Below are 15,641 nucleotides of genomic sequence, written 5' to 3' on the forward strand. Positions count from 1 at the left end.
ATATGAGCATATTTTCAGGACTGTTTCGTTCAAGAGATAAGCCTACCAATTCAACAACCGGAAGCTCCTACCGCTTCTTCTTCGGCGGGACTACCTCCGGCAAGGCGGTAACGGAACGCTCCGCCATGCAGATGACGGCGGTCTACTCCTGCGTGAGGATTCTGTCCGAGGCAATTGCAGGCCTGCCGATACACCTCTATCGATACGGCGAAGGCGGCAGCAAGGAAAAAGCGATAAATCATCCGCTATACTTCCTGCTTCACGATGAGCCAAATCCGGAAATGACATCCTTTGTATTCCGGGAAACATTGATGACGCACCTACTCCTGTGGGGAAACGCCTACGCGCAGATCATTCGGAACGGCAAAGGTGAAGTGGTCGCGCTCTATCCTTTGATGCCAAATCGTATGACGGTCAACCGTGATGAAAACGGAGAGCTTTATTACGAATACCAAACATCGCAGGACGAAGCGCACACGATGAACGGCAGTCGTGTAAGGCTCCAGCCGTCCGACGTACTGCATGTTCCCGGCCTTGGCTTTGACGGTCTTGTGGGCTACAGCCCGATTGCAATGGCTAAGAATGCCATCGGCATGGCAATAGCCTGCGAAGAATACGGAGCTAAGTTTTTTGCAAACGGTGCGACTCCCGGCGGCATCTTGGAGCATCCCGGTGTGGTTAAAGATCCGGAGCGTGTTAGAGAAAGCTGGAACTCTGCCTTCGGCGGCAGCTCTAATGCTAACAAGGTAGCTGTGCTGGAGGAAGGTATGAAATATACGCCTATCTCCATCTCACCGGAACAGGCGCAGTTTTTGGAGACAAGGAAATTCCAGATCAATGAGATCGCACGTATCTTCCGTATCCCGCCTCACATGATCGGCGACCTTGAGAAATCGAGCTTCTCAAATATCGAGCAACAGTCGCTGGAATTCGTAAAATACACGCTCGACCCGTGGGTATGCCGCTGGGAACAGTCCATGCAGAGAGCCCTGCTCTCTCTGGATGAAAAGAAGGAATACTTCTTTAAGTTCAATGTGGACGGGCTTCTCAGAGGCGACTACCAGAGCCGCATGAACGGTTATGCGGTCGGACGTCAGAATGGCTGGATGTCCGCTAACGATATCAGGGAGCTTGAAAACCTCGACCGTATTCCGGAGGAGGAAGGCGGCGACCTGTACCTGATCAATGGCAATATGACCAAGCTCAAGGACGCAGGCATTTTTGCGGTCTCGGCACAGACGCAGGAGGAAGCTGATGAAACGAAGGAAACACAAACCGAACCGGAACCCGAAGACGGGCGCACCCGGTTCAGTAAGAAGGAGGCACTATGACCAGAAAGTTTTGGAACTGGGTGCGAAACGAGGAGCCGGACAGTTTTGGCTCCGACCGAACACTCTACCTCGACGGGGAAATTTCCGATGAGACATGGTTCGGCGACGAAGTAACACCCAAGCTATTTAGTGATGAACTGCATGCAGGCGATGGAAACATCACCCTCTGGATCAACTCTCCGGGCGGTGATGTTTTTGCTGCTGCGCAGATCTACAACATGCTGATGGATTACCCGCATGATGTGACGGTCAAGATTGACGCTCTTGCTGCTTCGGCGGCATCTGTTATTGCTATGGCCGGAACAAAGGTCTGCATGAGCCCCGTGGCCATGATGATGGTACACAACCCTGCGACCATCGCCATCGGTGATACCGAGGAAATGCAGAAAGCCATCGACATGTTAAACGAAGTCAAGGAATCCATTATGAATGCCTACGAAATCAAGTCCGGGCTTTCCCGCCACAAGATTTCACAGCTCATGGATACTGAGACATGGATGAACGCCAAGGAGGCCGTGAAGCTCGGCTTTGCTGACGAGATTCTGTTCAGGGATGGTGAGAAATCTGTCCCGGAGGATACGGCTGACGCGGAGATGCTTTTCTCCCGCAAGGCTGTCACTGATTCGCTGCTTTCCCGACTGATTCCTAAGAAGAAGCCGGAAGCAAATAAACACATGGTACCAGTAACCGATCTTGAGAAGCGCCTTTCGCTTCTCGCACATTAAAGGAGGATTTTTACTATGACTCAGATTATGGAACTCATGGACAAGAGAGCGAAGGCATGGGAGGCCGCTAAGGCGTTTCTTAATAGCCACTCTCAGAACGGCGGCATGGTTTCTGCGGAGGATGCCGCAACCTACGACAAGATGGAAAAGGAAGTCACCGACCTCACCAAGGATATCGAGCGCCTGCAGCGTCAGGAGCAGATCGACAAGATGATGAGTGCACCGACTTCTACTCCGCTCACCGGAAAGCCCGGTGTAAAGGATGAACCGGAGGATAAGCCCGGCAGAGCTTCTGCAGCCTACAAGAAGGCCTTCTGGGACAACATCCGTCATCCCGGCAATCCTGCAATCCGCGATGTACTTGAGGAAGGAACCGATGCAAACGGCGGATACCTTGTTCCGATTGAATTCGAGCACACCCTTGTTCAGGCGCTTAATGAAAACAACATCATGCGTACTATCGGCTGCAAGGTCATTACCACACAGAACGAACGCAAGATCCCTGTGGCAAATGGCCACACGCAGGCGGCGTGGACTGCCGAGAACGGTGCCTACACCGAGAGCAATCCGACCTTCGCTCAGACCAGCATTGACGCTTTCAAGCTGACTGACCTCATTAAGGTGTCCGACGAGCTGCTTTCCGACAGCTTCTTTGATATCGAGGGCTACATCTCTGAGGAATTCGGTCGCGCCTTCGGTGAAGCTGAAGAGGATGCCTTCATCAACGGTGCTGTGCAGACCGGCCAGACGGCTATCGACAGACCTACTGGCCTGTTCATCCCTTCTGCCGCTGGTGGTGCTCCTTCCGGCGTTACCGCAGCTTCCGCTACGGCAATTACCGCCGATGAGCTGATCAGCCTTGTGTACTCTCTCAAGGCTCCTTATCGCAGCAAGGCGAAGTTCCTCATGAACGATGCCACTGTCGCAGCTATCAGAAAGCTCAAGGATCTGAACGGCGTCTATGTATGGCAGCCTGCACTTACTGCCGGAGAGCCCGACAGACTGCTTGGCTATCCGCTCTACACCTCTCCGAAGGTACCTACAATGGCCGCAGGCGCAAGAGCCATCGCATTCGGCGACTTCTCCTGCTACTGGATCGCTGATAGAGCCGGTCGCACGATCAAGCGTCTCAACGAGCTTTACGCTACCAACGGTCAGGTCGGCTTTACCTGCACGGAGCGTGTTGACGGCAAGCTGATCCTTTCCGAAGGCATCAAGATTCTCGACATGAAGGCAACTTCCGGTTCTTAAGACAGGGAGGTGAACGACCGTGGCTTTGATTTCAACTGAAGATGCGAAGGCCTATCTGCGCGTAGATTCGTCGGATGAGGATGCCACGGTCGGTATCCTCTTGGCCTCCGCAATTCGCTTATGTATTGATATTGCAAGACTTACGGATGATCAGTGGGAAGTGATCGACTCCGATGCCGCTTCTTCTGATGAATATACCGAGGCGGAGCTGTCTGCAATCCGTGAAACCATGAAGGTCGCTATCCTCTATACCTGTGCCTATCTCTTTGAGCACAGGGAGGAAGCCGACCACCATGCTCTTACCATGACACTGCGCTCTCTTCTTTTTGCAATACGGGAAGGAGCGTTTTCATGAATATAGCAGCTATGAGGGTGCGAGTCACCTTCCAGAAAAATACGGTCATCGTCGACAAATACGGAAACCACAAAACCGGCTGGGCGGATTATTTTTCCTGCTGGGCGACTGTCGGCACGAGCTCCGGTTCCGAATCTTCCGGTGTAGTCATCAATCCGGAGGAATCGCTGGACTTCACCTGCCGCTACTGCTCTGAGCTTGCGGATGTGGAATCGACAAAATACCGGATCATCGCGGAAGGCCGCACCTACAACATCACCTATGTGAATCCGATGGGCTATAAGCATAACAGCCTGAAATTCAACTGCAAGCTGGAGAAGAACGCATGAGTAGAAATGTATCAATAAGCGAGATGGGCGACGCCATTATGGAGGAACTCGAAAAATATTCAAAGCTCGCTACAGATGACCTGAAGGCTGCCGTGAAAGAGACTGCCGCTTCCGTCCGCAAGGATATTCAGACTGGCGCTCCGGTCGATACCGGCAAATACAAGAAAAGCTGGTCGGTCAAGAATATGCATGAGGATTCACAGAGCATTGGCCTCGTGGTGCATTCGAGAAACCGCTATCAGCTGGCACACCTTCTGGAGCACGGGCATGTGAAACGTGGCGGTGGACGTGTTCCGGCGCAGCCTCATATCGCCTCAGCCGAGGAGCGCGGAAACGAAAAGCTCGTCAATACAATCAAGCAGAAACTGGGAGGTGGATCATGACATACGACGATGTAATCACCATGTTAGAGGAAGCCGGTCTGCCGCTTGCCTACGACCACTTTGCCGAAGGCGAGTCACCAGACCCACCCTTCCTCGTTTTTCTATATCCGGGCTCTGACAATATGTTCGCGGATGACACGGTGTTCAAGAAAATTGATGAACTGAACATCGAATTATACACGGACGTAAAAGACTCGGAAACAGAAACCCAGATCGAGAACATCTTAATCGCCCACGACCTGCCTTATGAGAAATCTGAGGTATGGATCGAGTCGGAGAAGCTGTACGAGGTCTTATATCAAACACAGATTATAGGAGGTTAAAAACTATGTCTAACACGAGTAACAAGGTCAAGTTCGGCCTTAAAAACTGCCACTACGCAATTGCTACGCTTGCCGCTGACGGTACTGTTACCTTTGGCACGCCTGTAGCAATGCCCGGTGCCGTATCCCTTTCGCTGGATGCTGAGGGAGATAATGATCCGTTTTATGCGGACGACTCCGTATATTACATGGTTTCAAACAACAACGGTTATTCCGGCGACTTTGAGCTGGCGCTGATTCCGGAGAGCTTTCTCACGGACGTCATGCACGAGACCGAAGATGCCAACGGTGTCATTGTGGAGAACAAGGACGTGGAGCCGGAGCATTTTGCTCTGCTTTTCGAGTTCTCCGGCGATCAGAGAAAGATCCGTCACTGCATGTATTACTGCAGCGCGACCCGCCCTTCCGTCACCGGCAGCACCAAGGAGGACTCTACTGAGGTGCAGACAGAGACGCTCTCCATTACGGCTTCTCCGCTCCCTTCCGGCATTGTGAAGGTCAAAACCGGCACGAACACTACAAGCACTGTTTACGACGCATGGTACAACGCTGTATATGAGCCGAGTGCTTCGGTAAGCAACGGTGACGACGGTGAGTAAGGAGGCGCAATATGGCTGTAACAAAAACAATCGAGGTTGACGGCAAGGAGGTACAATTCCGCGCCTCTGCCGCCATTCCTCGCCTATACAGAAACAAGTTCCACAGGGACATATACAAGGATTTAAACGAGCTACAGAAAGGCATCGAAGAAAACGATGCAGAAAGCTCCAATCTGGACACTTTCAGTCTGGAACTTTTTGAGAACATCGCATGGCTGATGGCAAAGCATCAGAATCCTGATGTCCCGGATACTCCGGAGGACTGGCTCGACCAGTTCAACACTTTCTCCATCTATGAAATCCTGCCGCAGATCATCGAGCTGTGGGGACTGAATGTGGAACAGCAGGTGGAGTCTAAAAAAAACATCATCCGACAGAGCGGGAAATGACAACCCCGCTCTTTTTACTCCGGTGCGTGCAGATCGGGCTTTCCATCTCGGAGCTTGACCTGCTCACCATCGGGACTGTCAATGACATGTACGCAGAAATGAGCAACGACGATTACAACTATCCTGCGCTCGCGACACAGGAGCAGATGGATCGATTTTAACAGGAAGGAGGTCATCGCATGGCTGACAGAATAAAAGGCATAACCGTGGAAATCGGCGGCGATACGACCGGCCTTTCCAAAGCCCTATCCGGTGTAAACAAGGAAATCAAATCAACACAGTCGCAGCTGAAGGATGTCAACAAGCTCCTGAAGCTCGACCCGACAAATACCACGCTGCTCGAACAGAAACAGAAGCTCCTACAACAGGCAGTCTCCGAAACGAAGGAAAAGCTCACACAGCTGAAGTCCGTGCAAGACCAGATGGATGCTGGACTAAAAAACGGTACCGTCACCCAGCAGCAATATGATGCATGGCAGCGTGAGATCATAGAGACAGAAAACGAGCTCAGAAGCCTCGAACAGCAGTGTAAAAATACTGATACTTCAATCACCGCGACACTCAAGGCAACCGGCACCAAGCTGCAAGAGGTCGGCGGGAAAATATCTGATGTCGGTACAAGTCTCTCTACACATGTCACGGCTCCCATAGTCGCCATCGGCGCTGCCTCCATTGCTGCCTTTAACGAGGTGGACGCTGGCCTCGACATCGTTGCACAGAAAACGGGCGCTACCGGCGATGAGCTGGAGGACATGTGCCAGATCGTAAAAGACCTCGCCACAGAGATACCGACGGACTTCGAAACTGCCGGTGCTGCTGTCGGCGAGGTCAACACCCGTTTCGGCCTGACCGGGCAGGCGCTGGATGACCTCTCGGCAAAATTCATCAAGTTTGCCCAGCTCAATGATACCGATGTTTCGACATCTATCGACAATGTATCCTCCGTCATGAACGCCTTCGGCATGGACGCTTCCGAGGCAGATAATCTTCTGGATGCCTTAAATGCTACCGGTCAGGCCACCGGCATTGATATGGATACACTGGCAAGCGCCCTCTCCTCCAATGCCGCGCAGCTAAAGGAAATGGGGCTCACCGCCCAGCAGGCTGCTGGCTTTATGGGCATGGTGGAAATGTCCGGCCTTGATACCTCTGCCGCTATGATGGGCTTAAAGACCGCCATGAAAAATGCAACGGCAGACGGCAAAACGCTGGATCAGGTGCTTGCGGAATTCTCTACTACTATGCAGGGAAGCGGCAGCGATGCAGAAAAGCTGCAGGCGGCCTATGACCTCTTCGGAAGTAAGGCCGGTGCCTCCATTTATAATGCCGTGCAGACCGGAAAGCTCAACCTGTCGGATTTCTCCGGCTTCCTCGGAGATTTTGAAGGCAGTGTCGAGAATACCTTCAATGAGACACTCGACCCGATTGACCAGTTTCAGATGACCATGAACTCTCTGAAGGAAACCGGTGCGGAGGTCGGCAACTCCCTGATGTCAGTTCTCGCTCCTGTCCTTAAAGAGCTCTCTGACAAGCTGAAATCCCTCGCCGAATGGTGGAACAACCTCGGAGAGCCTATGCAGCAGATGATCGTAAAAATTGCGCTCGTGGCTGCTGCAATCGGGCCGGTACTTGTAATCGTCGGCAAAGTTATATCCGCTGTTGGTACGATTATGACAATTATTCCTACTGTTACCACTGCTATGGCTGGAGTAAAGACGGCGATGGCAGGCCTGAATGCCGTCATGGCGGCAAATCCGATAGGCCTGATTATTACAGCCATTGGCCTGCTGGTAGCTGCATTTATCTACCTGTGGAACAACTGCGAGGGCTTCAGAGAATTCTGGATCAACCTCTGGGAGAAGGTTAAAGAAATCGCCATTACTGTATGGACGGCGATCAAGGACTTCTTCGTCAGTATCTGGGAGGCAATAAAGAACACCTTCACCACCGTGGTAAATGCAATCAGCAGTTTTCTTACCACAGCATGGAACACGATAAAGAGCACGGTCGAAACCGTGATGAATGCCATAAAGACTGTTATCTCTACGATCTGGAATGGCATCAAGAGCTTTTTTGAAACCATATTCAATGTAATCAAAACTGTGGTGACCACCTATTTCAATATCTACAAGACGATCATCGAAACCGTTCTGAATGTGATAAAGACCGTGGTTACTACTGTTTGGAATGCGATAAAAACAGCTGTTGAAACTGTCGTGAATGCCATAAAAACGGTCATCACCACCGCATGGAATGCCATAAAGACTACGACCTCTACGATTTTCAATGCCGTAAAGAGCGTGGTCACCTCCGTTTGGAATGGCATAAAGAGCGCGGTCATGAATGTAGTTAATACCATGAAGTCCGGCATCAGCAATGGCTTCAATGCGATCAAGAGCACGGTGTCCAATATCATAAACGGGATCAAAAATACGATCTCCAATGTGTTCAATACGATCTGGAGCACGGTATCCGGCATCGTAAACAAGCTAAAGAGCGTGTTCAACTTCAGCTGGAGCCTGCCGAAGATCAAGCTGCCGCACTTCTCCATCACAGGCAGCTTTTCGCTGAACCCGCCATCCATACCGCACTTTTCTGTGGACTGGTATAAGAAGGCGATGTCCGGCGGCATGATCTTAAAGGATGCGACCATCTTCGGCCAGAGCGGCGGCACACTTCTTGGCGGCGGTGAAGCTGGTGATGAAGCTGTGGTCGGTGTGAGCTCGCTGCGCTCCATGATTCAGGATGCAGTAGGCAGCGCTACCCTCAGCGTTTCAGGCGACCAGCCTCTCATCAATATCGAGGAAATGAGTGTCAGAAGCGACGACGATATTCGGAAGATTTCTCAGCAGCTCAACACACTGCTGACTGCCGGACGCAGGGCGAAAGGACTGGTGTAATATGGGATTTTCATTTAACGGAACAACCTCCCAGTCTATGGGACTTGCGACAAGGATTACAAACGAATACCGGATGCCGGAGCTTAGAAACAACACGATCACCATGCCCGGACGGCACGGCGTATTTGATTTCGGAGAAACGGTATCAGAGCGAAAGATACTGATTTCCTGCTTCATTCCTCCGGGAAGTACAGACGCACAGTTTCTTTCAAAGAAGGACGATATTATCGAATGGCTGAATCCGGACAACGGCCTCTGCCAGCTCATTCTGGACAAGGAACCGGGACGAGTGTATGAAGCAAGGCTTACGTCCGGATTCTCCTTTGACCGGGCAGTACGTAATTCCTGCACCTTCGATCTGGAATTTTTCTGCCCAGACCCTTATGGCTATGCTATATCAGATGAAACCTTCGATTTTGCGAAAACCGGAACCTTTACCGCTTCACGCGCTCTTGGAAATATCGAGTCCTACCCGGTCTACTCCTTGAAGGGTGTAATTCCTTCCGGGACGGACTCGTATATCTCCATAACCACAAACGGCAGCGAGCTTCAGATTATTGGACGGCTTGCCTCCGGAGAAACATTGATTATTGACTCCGACCTTATGACAGCAAAAGTAGTTGATTCCAACGGAGAAACACTTCGAAACGGTCTCCCGCTTCTGTCGGAGCTGAACTTCCCGGTCTTAAATACGGGAGATAACACCATCGTGATTGCTACGGTCGGTACAAATACAATATTTACGGAACTGAACATTCAAGCCAGAAGCCGCTGGAGGTGATTTTGCATGGCTCTTAAAAATATATTGAATACCCAAGATGCCTTCACCGGCGAGTTCCCGGCTGCATGGGCTCCTGACGGTCTCTGGCGCTTTAACGAATCAGAACCGGATGCAGATGATTATCTGGCGGATTCCTCCGGGAAGGATCGCAAGGCTTATATTCATAACTGGAGCGGCACCACCGCTGATATGAAAACAGGCAATTTCGGTCGCTACTTCCAGATGAACATCAATAATCCTTCTTCAGAGAAAACCTACCTGAAGGTGGAAAACGACGGCAGCATCTTCTCAAACCTCGGTGAAACCATCGTGGTCGGCGGCTGGATGAAGCCTACGACATATTCAGTCGGCAACACCTATACTCCGATCTTGAATACCCGCTATGGTTCCGGACAGCCGATTTTCTATCTGTCGCTGATCAGAGGAAAACCGAGGATTATGCTGTATAACTCCTCCGGTTCTCTGATCCTCGATACGTCGGTAACGCCATCATTCTCTCTGCTAAACGGCTACTGGTACTTTATTGCCTGCGTGATTAAGCCAAATGCCAAGACAGCGCAGTATATCCTTGGCGATAAGAGCTCCGGCACGGTTTGGCAGTCAGGCGTACTGACCTTTACCGGAGAGCTGAATCGTAGCTGTGTGGCAGACCTCATCTGGGGAATGCATGCGGACTCCTATTGGTATGCAGGCGGCTTTGATGACTGGTTCCTCGACTGCAATTCTGATCTTACAGCTGATGACCTTGCAGAATATTTTCTGGAATCGCTCTCCGCAAACGGCTCAGATCTTACCGGTGATGTGGACGCCCTGACAACAGCAGATGTCGTCACGCTAAGAGCCACGGACTCTGTCTATCCGTCAAGCGGACAGCTCATTACTGCAGCAAGGGACTGTGGTGTGACTGGCAACGGCAGAGTTTCTGTGAAGGCAGATTACTCTCCGGGAGAGACCTCTATCTCGCTTGTGGAAACAGCCACCTCAGATGACCTCTCCACTTGGACAGAGTGGCAGGCTGTCGGTGCAAACGGCGAGCTGGAATCTCCTGCAAAGAAATACATCAAATACCGCGTCACGCTTTCTACCACAAATACAGCAAGGACGCCTACGCTGACATCTATCAGTCTGTACGATAATCCAAAGCCGCTCTATACCAAACTTGGCTATGCAAGACCAGTCATTCTGGACTCAGACGGGAATGTGGAAGCTGTGCTGGATAACGCCTATGACATCATCGTGACCAGTGAGATCAACGGCGTGGATGAGCTGGAATTTAAGCTACCGTTTCAGGACAGCAAACGCGCCTATATCGATAACGAAAAGACCGTGCGTATTGTCAGCGACACCTATCGTATCCGCACAATTACGGATGATAAGGAAGAAAGTGGCAAGGCCATCACCACAGTCTATGCGGAGGCGGCATTCTATGATCTTGCTTACTCTGTGAAAAAGGATGAGATTACCTTTAACGCGGACACTGCAGATGTGCCGATAGCTTATGCTCTTCAGGGAACTGACTGGGATGTGGGCACGGTTAATGTCTCCACAAAGCGTACTTGGACTTGTTCTGAGAAAAACGCGCTGGCGATCCTGCGGGCAGTACAGAACATTCACGGCGGCGACCTGATTTTCGATAACGCAAATAGGATCGTGAAGCTCCTGACCTTCTCCGGTGAGGATTCCGGCGTGCTGTTCTGCTACAAGAAAAATATGAAATCCATCCAGCGCGTCATTGATACAACCAGCCTGATTACAAGGCTTTACGCCTATGGCAAGGACGGCATGACTTTTGCTTCGATCAATGGCGGCAACGAGTATGTGCAGGACACGACCTATACTTCCGAAATACGAATTGCTACGCTGGATTGCTCGAACTTCACCAATCCGTATCAGATGCTGGAATATGCCCACATGCGACTTGCGGACTATGCCTCTCCGCGTATCTCCTATGTGCTAAAGGCGATGGATCTGTCGGTATTAACCGGCTATGAACATGAAACATGGGAGCTGGGCGATACGGTCATGGTGAAGGATGACGACCTGAACCTGTCTGTAAAGACCAGAATCGTCCGCAGGGAATACAACCTGCAGGAGCCTTGGAATACCGTATTGGAGCTTTCCACCACGCTCCGGGAGCTGGGCGATTCCTCCTCACGCTGGGATAGCGCAGCCGATACTCTGGAGTCTACCGATCTGATAGACAGTCAGGAAATGAAGGATCTGGTGCCGTTTAATCACCTGCGTAATTCCAGAGCAGATTCCGGCCTTACCTACTGGCAAAACTCCGGATTTGCCGTGGATGCAGATAATGGCGTATCCGGCATGGCTTCCTTCAAATGCGAAGGTGCTCTGAATACCACAAAGAGTCTTTCACAGACCATAACGCCCGCCAACCGGCAGTGCTATACCTTTTCGGCGCAGATTGCCTCCGAGAATCTCTCAAAAGGTACGAATGGACAGGTGGGCATTGAGGTGACCTTTGAATACGAGGACGGAACATCGGAAACACGATTTATAGACCTGATCTAAAGGAGGGATTTCTATGGCTTCATTTACACACGTGGCACAGGATATCTCTCCTCAGTATGGCCGCGTTACGAAGATCACCATACGGGTATGCGTGACAGACTGCACCGGTACAGTCTATATCACAGATATGCTCCTGCAGGGCGGCTCCATCGCGACCGGCTGGGTAGGACATGTATCAGAAATTCAATGGACGGAGGATGGATAAATGCCGGAGTTTACACGCTTTACAGAGACAATTACAAAAAAGCAGGCTAAGCGCGTCGTAAACATTACGGTAAAGCCCACCATCACAGATTGCACCGGTTCGGTCTGGTTTACCGACCTGATGCTGCAGGAAGGCGATAAAGTCACAGGCTTTGTCATCAATACCGAAAAACTTCTGGAAAAATATGATGGCGATGATGCGAAAGCAGGCAAGAGATTTTATAACGGCATCGTCCGTTCTGCTGCGACCTGCATTATCTACAATCTCGGCTCCACTGCTGCCGGTCTTGACTACAAGGTCTATCCGATTCAGGCGATGGCTGCCGGGAGTATATCGCTTGCGCTGGGTGAAGGTGCTCATAAGGCAACTTTCAAAGCGGCAGCGGCTGCCGGTGATGAATTTGACCTTTTCGCTTCTACGAGGGAGTGCCTGAAGAACGGCGCTGCAACAGCCAAGGACGGCTTTTTCCAATACTCTGCTGCCGGTGACAGCAAGCACCCAATCACAGTCGAGGATAAAAAATCGGCTCGAATCTATGTAGAATTTCAGGAAATGCAGGACGGAGGTGATGCCCTGTGAGCTATGATTATTTGAAAGGCCGCAAGTGCATGGTCTGGACATTCATGGGCAATTCCAGAATGTATCAGGCACTTGCCGCATATGGAGACCGCCTGTCACAGGTGGGTCTCTTTTCTTTTAAGGTATCGCGCACCGGTATCATCACGGAAAGCGGCGTGGCTATTTCCAATATGCTGACCTATATCAACCGATGGCCACACATCAAATGGCTGCTGACGATATCCAACGATGGCACGAACAGTATCTTTGCAGCTCTCCGGGATAACACCGACGGCGCTCAGGATACCTTCCTTTCGGAGATCATCCGCATTATGGAAAAATACCCGTGGTGCGACGGCATCGACATTGACCTTGAGAAAGGCGACGGATATTCCACGCACGCTGCCTCTACGGCGATGTTTCGGAATATCTATAACACAGTAAAAGGTTATGACAGCAGCAAGCTCATGAATATCTGCCTGCCGGGTATGAATTCCATCAACGGCTCGGTCGGAGGTGAAAACTGGTGCGTTTACGGCGACCTCAACGCTTACTGCGATACGGCGGCCATCATGAGCTATGGCATGGCGTGGGCAGGCTCTGCTCCCGGAGCCGTCTCTCCAAGGGACTGGCTTGAGGGCATTTACGACTACGCGGTCACAGTCATGAATCCGGAGAAGATATTCTTCGGCCTTCCTGCATACGGCTGGAACTGGCAGATTTATGATCTTCCTGCAAACCTCGGTAAAACCTATCGCGGCACATCAAATACCTACTATGCGGCAAAGAACTGGATGACCGGGCAATACAACTTCACGGACGATGCTCCACCGCAGCCCTTCATCCCGATCCTCGCATACTGGGACGATTACGACATGGTACCTTGGGCGCTTCCGCAGGTCTACGACTTCATGGAAGGCAGAGACGTCACAAGCTATGAGTATCCTCTGATGAACGGAACCTATAACAGGCGGCATTATCTGACGGCTTATAGCAAAGAGCAACACACAGAGTTCGGCACCATCTATGTGGATGCGGATGGAACGACAAGCTCCTACTCCGGCATTGTATCCTTTGAAAACGGCGTGGCCACTCTCGGTGATGCTGGCTCTGCCACATATACCTTTTCCGTTTCAAGCGCCGGAACCTACGACATTGCCATCCGGCTCTGCTATCCCTTCTGGGATAAAAACGGAATTTATGTTTCGATTGACGGTAATCGGATGCATTTTACGGAAAGCAGGCTCTGGTGGCCATATTGGAGAAGCACCTTCTGGACGACGCTCGCCAGCAACATTTCACTATCTGCCGGAACGCACACCATCGTGATATCCGTAGATGTAAAAGGCGTACAGTTTTACGGCTACCGTGTTTGCAGCAGCTTTTCGGAGGCTCCCTCTGCGGGCACTGCGACCTTTACGCTCTCTCCACGCCACTTTATCGACGTGGACGGCAACGAGTGTCAGCCGGACAGAGCTTTCAAGCTCACCTGCGAAATGCTGAGGCGAAAGCCGGACTCTGCCCTTATCTGGTATGAGGATTTCCGGGACTACGGTGTGCTGCAAACAAACTACTGGACGACCCTTTCAGGCTCTTGGACGGTATGGCGCGAAGATGAATATTCCGAAAGCCGCGTCTACTCCCAGCTTGACGGCTCCGGAAAGCTCGCATGGCGATACGACGGCTTTTCCGATATTCACCTGCGGGCAAGGCTGGCCTTCCCTGCGACAGGAAGTGGCAAGGCCGGAGTATTCTGCGGTGATCTGTTCTGCTGCCTGAATTACAACACACAGGCCGTTGAATTATATAACGGCAGCACGCTACTTGGAAGCTATAGCCAGACCATAGAGTGGACGGCAAATGCCGACCTTCGTACCAATCCATCCATGTACACAGTCGAGATGCGTATCCGTGGAAACAAGGTGCGTGTCTATTCCGGATCTTCCTATACGCTGCGCTTCACAGCTACGGTCAGCGGCTTTTCCGGAGGCTATGCCGGATACCGGTCAGATAACCGGACGGTCTGCGAGCTGCTCCGCCTTGGCGATGCATGGACTTACGAGCCCTACGAGCGCTTTGATGTTACCTTCCCGGACGGCACATTTACACAGTATGGAAGGATCAGCCGGTCGAACGCCACATGGGATACGGAATTTCAGGTGTTTACGCTGACCTCGGATATCGAGGAGGATGCGACACGCAGCGAGAGCATTTCTCTGGATTATGAGTTCTACCACTCCCATGAGCTTGCCCTGACCTGTGGCAACGATTATACGGTGACCATCACGCCAAAGGACATCGACATCTGGATAGCAAGGCTCTTTCTCGGTGATGCTGACGGCTTTTCCATCCTCTACTATCAGGACGTGGATTCGCTCGTTTACTGGGCAAATGAAGCGGCCTACCGCTGGGGAGTGAGAGGCTTTGCCATGTGGTCGCTGGGACAGGAGGATATGCGGCTCTGGGAGGCGCTACCAAAACAGATATAACTTCATACACGGATACAGTTCACGAGGCTGTCTGCAAAATGCAGGCGGCTTTTATTTTGCACAAAGGAGGGATTTTCTCATGAAAGAATTCTGGAACACGATCCAACTGGTATTTGCTGCTGTCGGAGGATGGCTTGGCTATTTCTTAGGCGGCTGTGACGGGCTCTTGATTGCGATGGTGATCTTTGTGACCTGCGACTACCTTACCGGCATCATGTGTGCCATTGCCGACAAAAAGCTCTCAAGCGAGGTCGGCTTTAAGGGAATCTGCCGCAAGGTGCTGATCTTCCTGCTGGTGGGCATCGGGAACGTCATTGATGTTCAGGTGCTCGGACATCCGGGAGTGCTCCGCACGGCGATCATCTTCTTTTACCTGTCTAATGAAGGACTGTCACTGACGGAGAACGCAGCACATCTCGGCCTGCCGGTACCGGAGAAATTAAAGGAGGTCTTGGAGCAGCTCCACGACCGTCACGATGAGGAGGAAAAATAAC

17 protein-coding genes are annotated in these 15,641 nt (G+C 51.5%); all 17 read left to right on the forward strand.

The features are described from left to right. Positions 1-2 precede the first annotated feature (2 nt). On the forward strand, positions 3-1,331 hold the full coding sequence (locus VSQ62_RS20645; RefSeq protein WP_334636639.1) for a phage portal protein: 1,329 nt from the start codon (positions 3-5) through the stop codon (positions 1,329-1,331). Then, entirely contained in the window at positions 1,328-2,056 is a 729-nt protein-coding gene (locus tag VSQ62_RS20650) for a head maturation protease, ClpP-related (RefSeq protein ID WP_334636640.1), read from the forward strand. The genes VSQ62_RS20645 and VSQ62_RS20650 overlap by 4 nt, the downstream gene beginning before the upstream one ends. A gap of 15 nt (positions 2,057-2,071) precedes the next feature. Then, entirely contained in the window at positions 2,072-3,307 is a 1,236-nt protein-coding gene (locus VSQ62_RS20655; protein WP_009242871.1) for a phage major capsid protein, read from the forward strand. A gap of 19 nt (positions 3,308-3,326) precedes the next feature. Then, entirely contained in the window at positions 3,327-3,662 is a 336-nt protein-coding gene (locus VSQ62_RS20660; RefSeq protein WP_009242872.1) for a head-tail connector protein, read from the forward strand. Beyond that, the gene (locus tag VSQ62_RS20665) at positions 3,659-3,991 is read left to right on the forward strand and encodes a phage head closure protein (protein WP_009242873.1); all 333 of its coding nucleotides are present in this window, start codon (positions 3,659-3,661) and stop codon (positions 3,989-3,991) included. Before VSQ62_RS20660 ends, VSQ62_RS20665 begins: the two co-directional genes overlap by 4 nt. After that, positions 3,988-4,374 (forward strand): HK97 gp10 family phage protein, encoded by a 387-nt coding sequence (locus VSQ62_RS20670; RefSeq protein WP_334636641.1) that lies wholly within the window; start codon positions 3,988-3,990, stop codon positions 4,372-4,374. The genes VSQ62_RS20665 and VSQ62_RS20670 overlap by 4 nt, the downstream gene beginning before the upstream one ends. Then, positions 4,371-4,697 (forward strand): hypothetical protein, encoded by a 327-nt coding sequence (locus VSQ62_RS20675; RefSeq protein ID WP_334636642.1) that lies wholly within the window; start codon positions 4,371-4,373, stop codon positions 4,695-4,697. The genes VSQ62_RS20670 and VSQ62_RS20675 overlap by 4 nt, the downstream gene beginning before the upstream one ends. 5 nt (positions 4,698-4,702) lie before the next feature. Continuing rightward, positions 4,703-5,296 carry a major tail protein gene (locus VSQ62_RS20680; RefSeq protein WP_334636643.1) on the forward strand — a complete coding sequence of 198 codons (594 nt, stop codon included), beginning with the start codon at positions 4,703-4,705 and terminating at the stop codon, positions 5,294-5,296. Positions 5,297-5,307: 11 nt separating this feature from the next. Further along, complete coding sequence (locus VSQ62_RS20685; protein WP_334636644.1) at positions 5,308-5,685, forward strand: hypothetical protein; 378 nt, start codon at positions 5,308-5,310, stop codon at positions 5,683-5,685. After that, complete coding sequence (locus tag VSQ62_RS20690) at positions 5,682-5,846, forward strand: hypothetical protein (RefSeq protein ID WP_009242878.1); 165 nt, start codon at positions 5,682-5,684, stop codon at positions 5,844-5,846. Before VSQ62_RS20685 ends, VSQ62_RS20690 begins: the two co-directional genes overlap by 4 nt. 18 nt (positions 5,847-5,864) lie before the next feature. Continuing rightward, positions 5,865-8,585 carry a phage tail tape measure protein gene (locus VSQ62_RS20695; RefSeq protein ID WP_334636645.1) on the forward strand — a complete coding sequence of 907 codons (2,721 nt, stop codon included), beginning with the start codon at positions 5,865-5,867 and terminating at the stop codon, positions 8,583-8,585. Position 8,586: 1 nt separating this feature from the next. Then, entirely contained in the window at positions 8,587-9,366 is a 780-nt protein-coding gene (locus VSQ62_RS20700) for a distal tail protein Dit (protein ID WP_334636646.1), read from the forward strand. A 6-nt stretch (positions 9,367-9,372) separates the two neighbouring features. Beyond that, on the forward strand, positions 9,373-11,895 hold the full coding sequence (locus tag VSQ62_RS20705) for a phage tail spike protein (RefSeq protein ID WP_334636647.1): 2,523 nt from the start codon (positions 9,373-9,375) through the stop codon (positions 11,893-11,895). A 13-nt stretch (positions 11,896-11,908) separates the two neighbouring features. Next, positions 11,909-12,100, forward strand: coding sequence for a hypothetical protein (locus VSQ62_RS20710; protein ID WP_118475241.1), 192 nt, complete (start codon positions 11,909-11,911; stop codon positions 12,098-12,100). Continuing rightward, positions 12,101-12,679 (forward strand): hypothetical protein, encoded by a 579-nt coding sequence (locus VSQ62_RS20715; protein WP_334636648.1) that lies wholly within the window; start codon positions 12,101-12,103, stop codon positions 12,677-12,679. 29 nt (positions 12,680-12,708) lie between these two features. Next, on the forward strand, positions 12,709-15,147 hold the full coding sequence (locus tag VSQ62_RS20720) for a glycosyl hydrolase family 18 protein (protein ID WP_334637734.1): 2,439 nt from the start codon (positions 12,709-12,711) through the stop codon (positions 15,145-15,147). Between the two features lie 79 nt (positions 15,148-15,226). After that, positions 15,227-15,640: a phage holin family protein gene (locus VSQ62_RS20725; protein WP_334636649.1), complete on the forward strand. Its 414-nt coding sequence runs from the start codon at positions 15,227-15,229 to the stop codon at positions 15,638-15,640. Position 15,641: the final 1 nt, after the last annotated feature.

The organism is Sporofaciens sp. JLR.KK001 (genome assembly GCF_036941055.1).
GTDB lineage: Bacteria > Bacillota > Clostridia > Lachnospirales > Lachnospiraceae > Sporofaciens.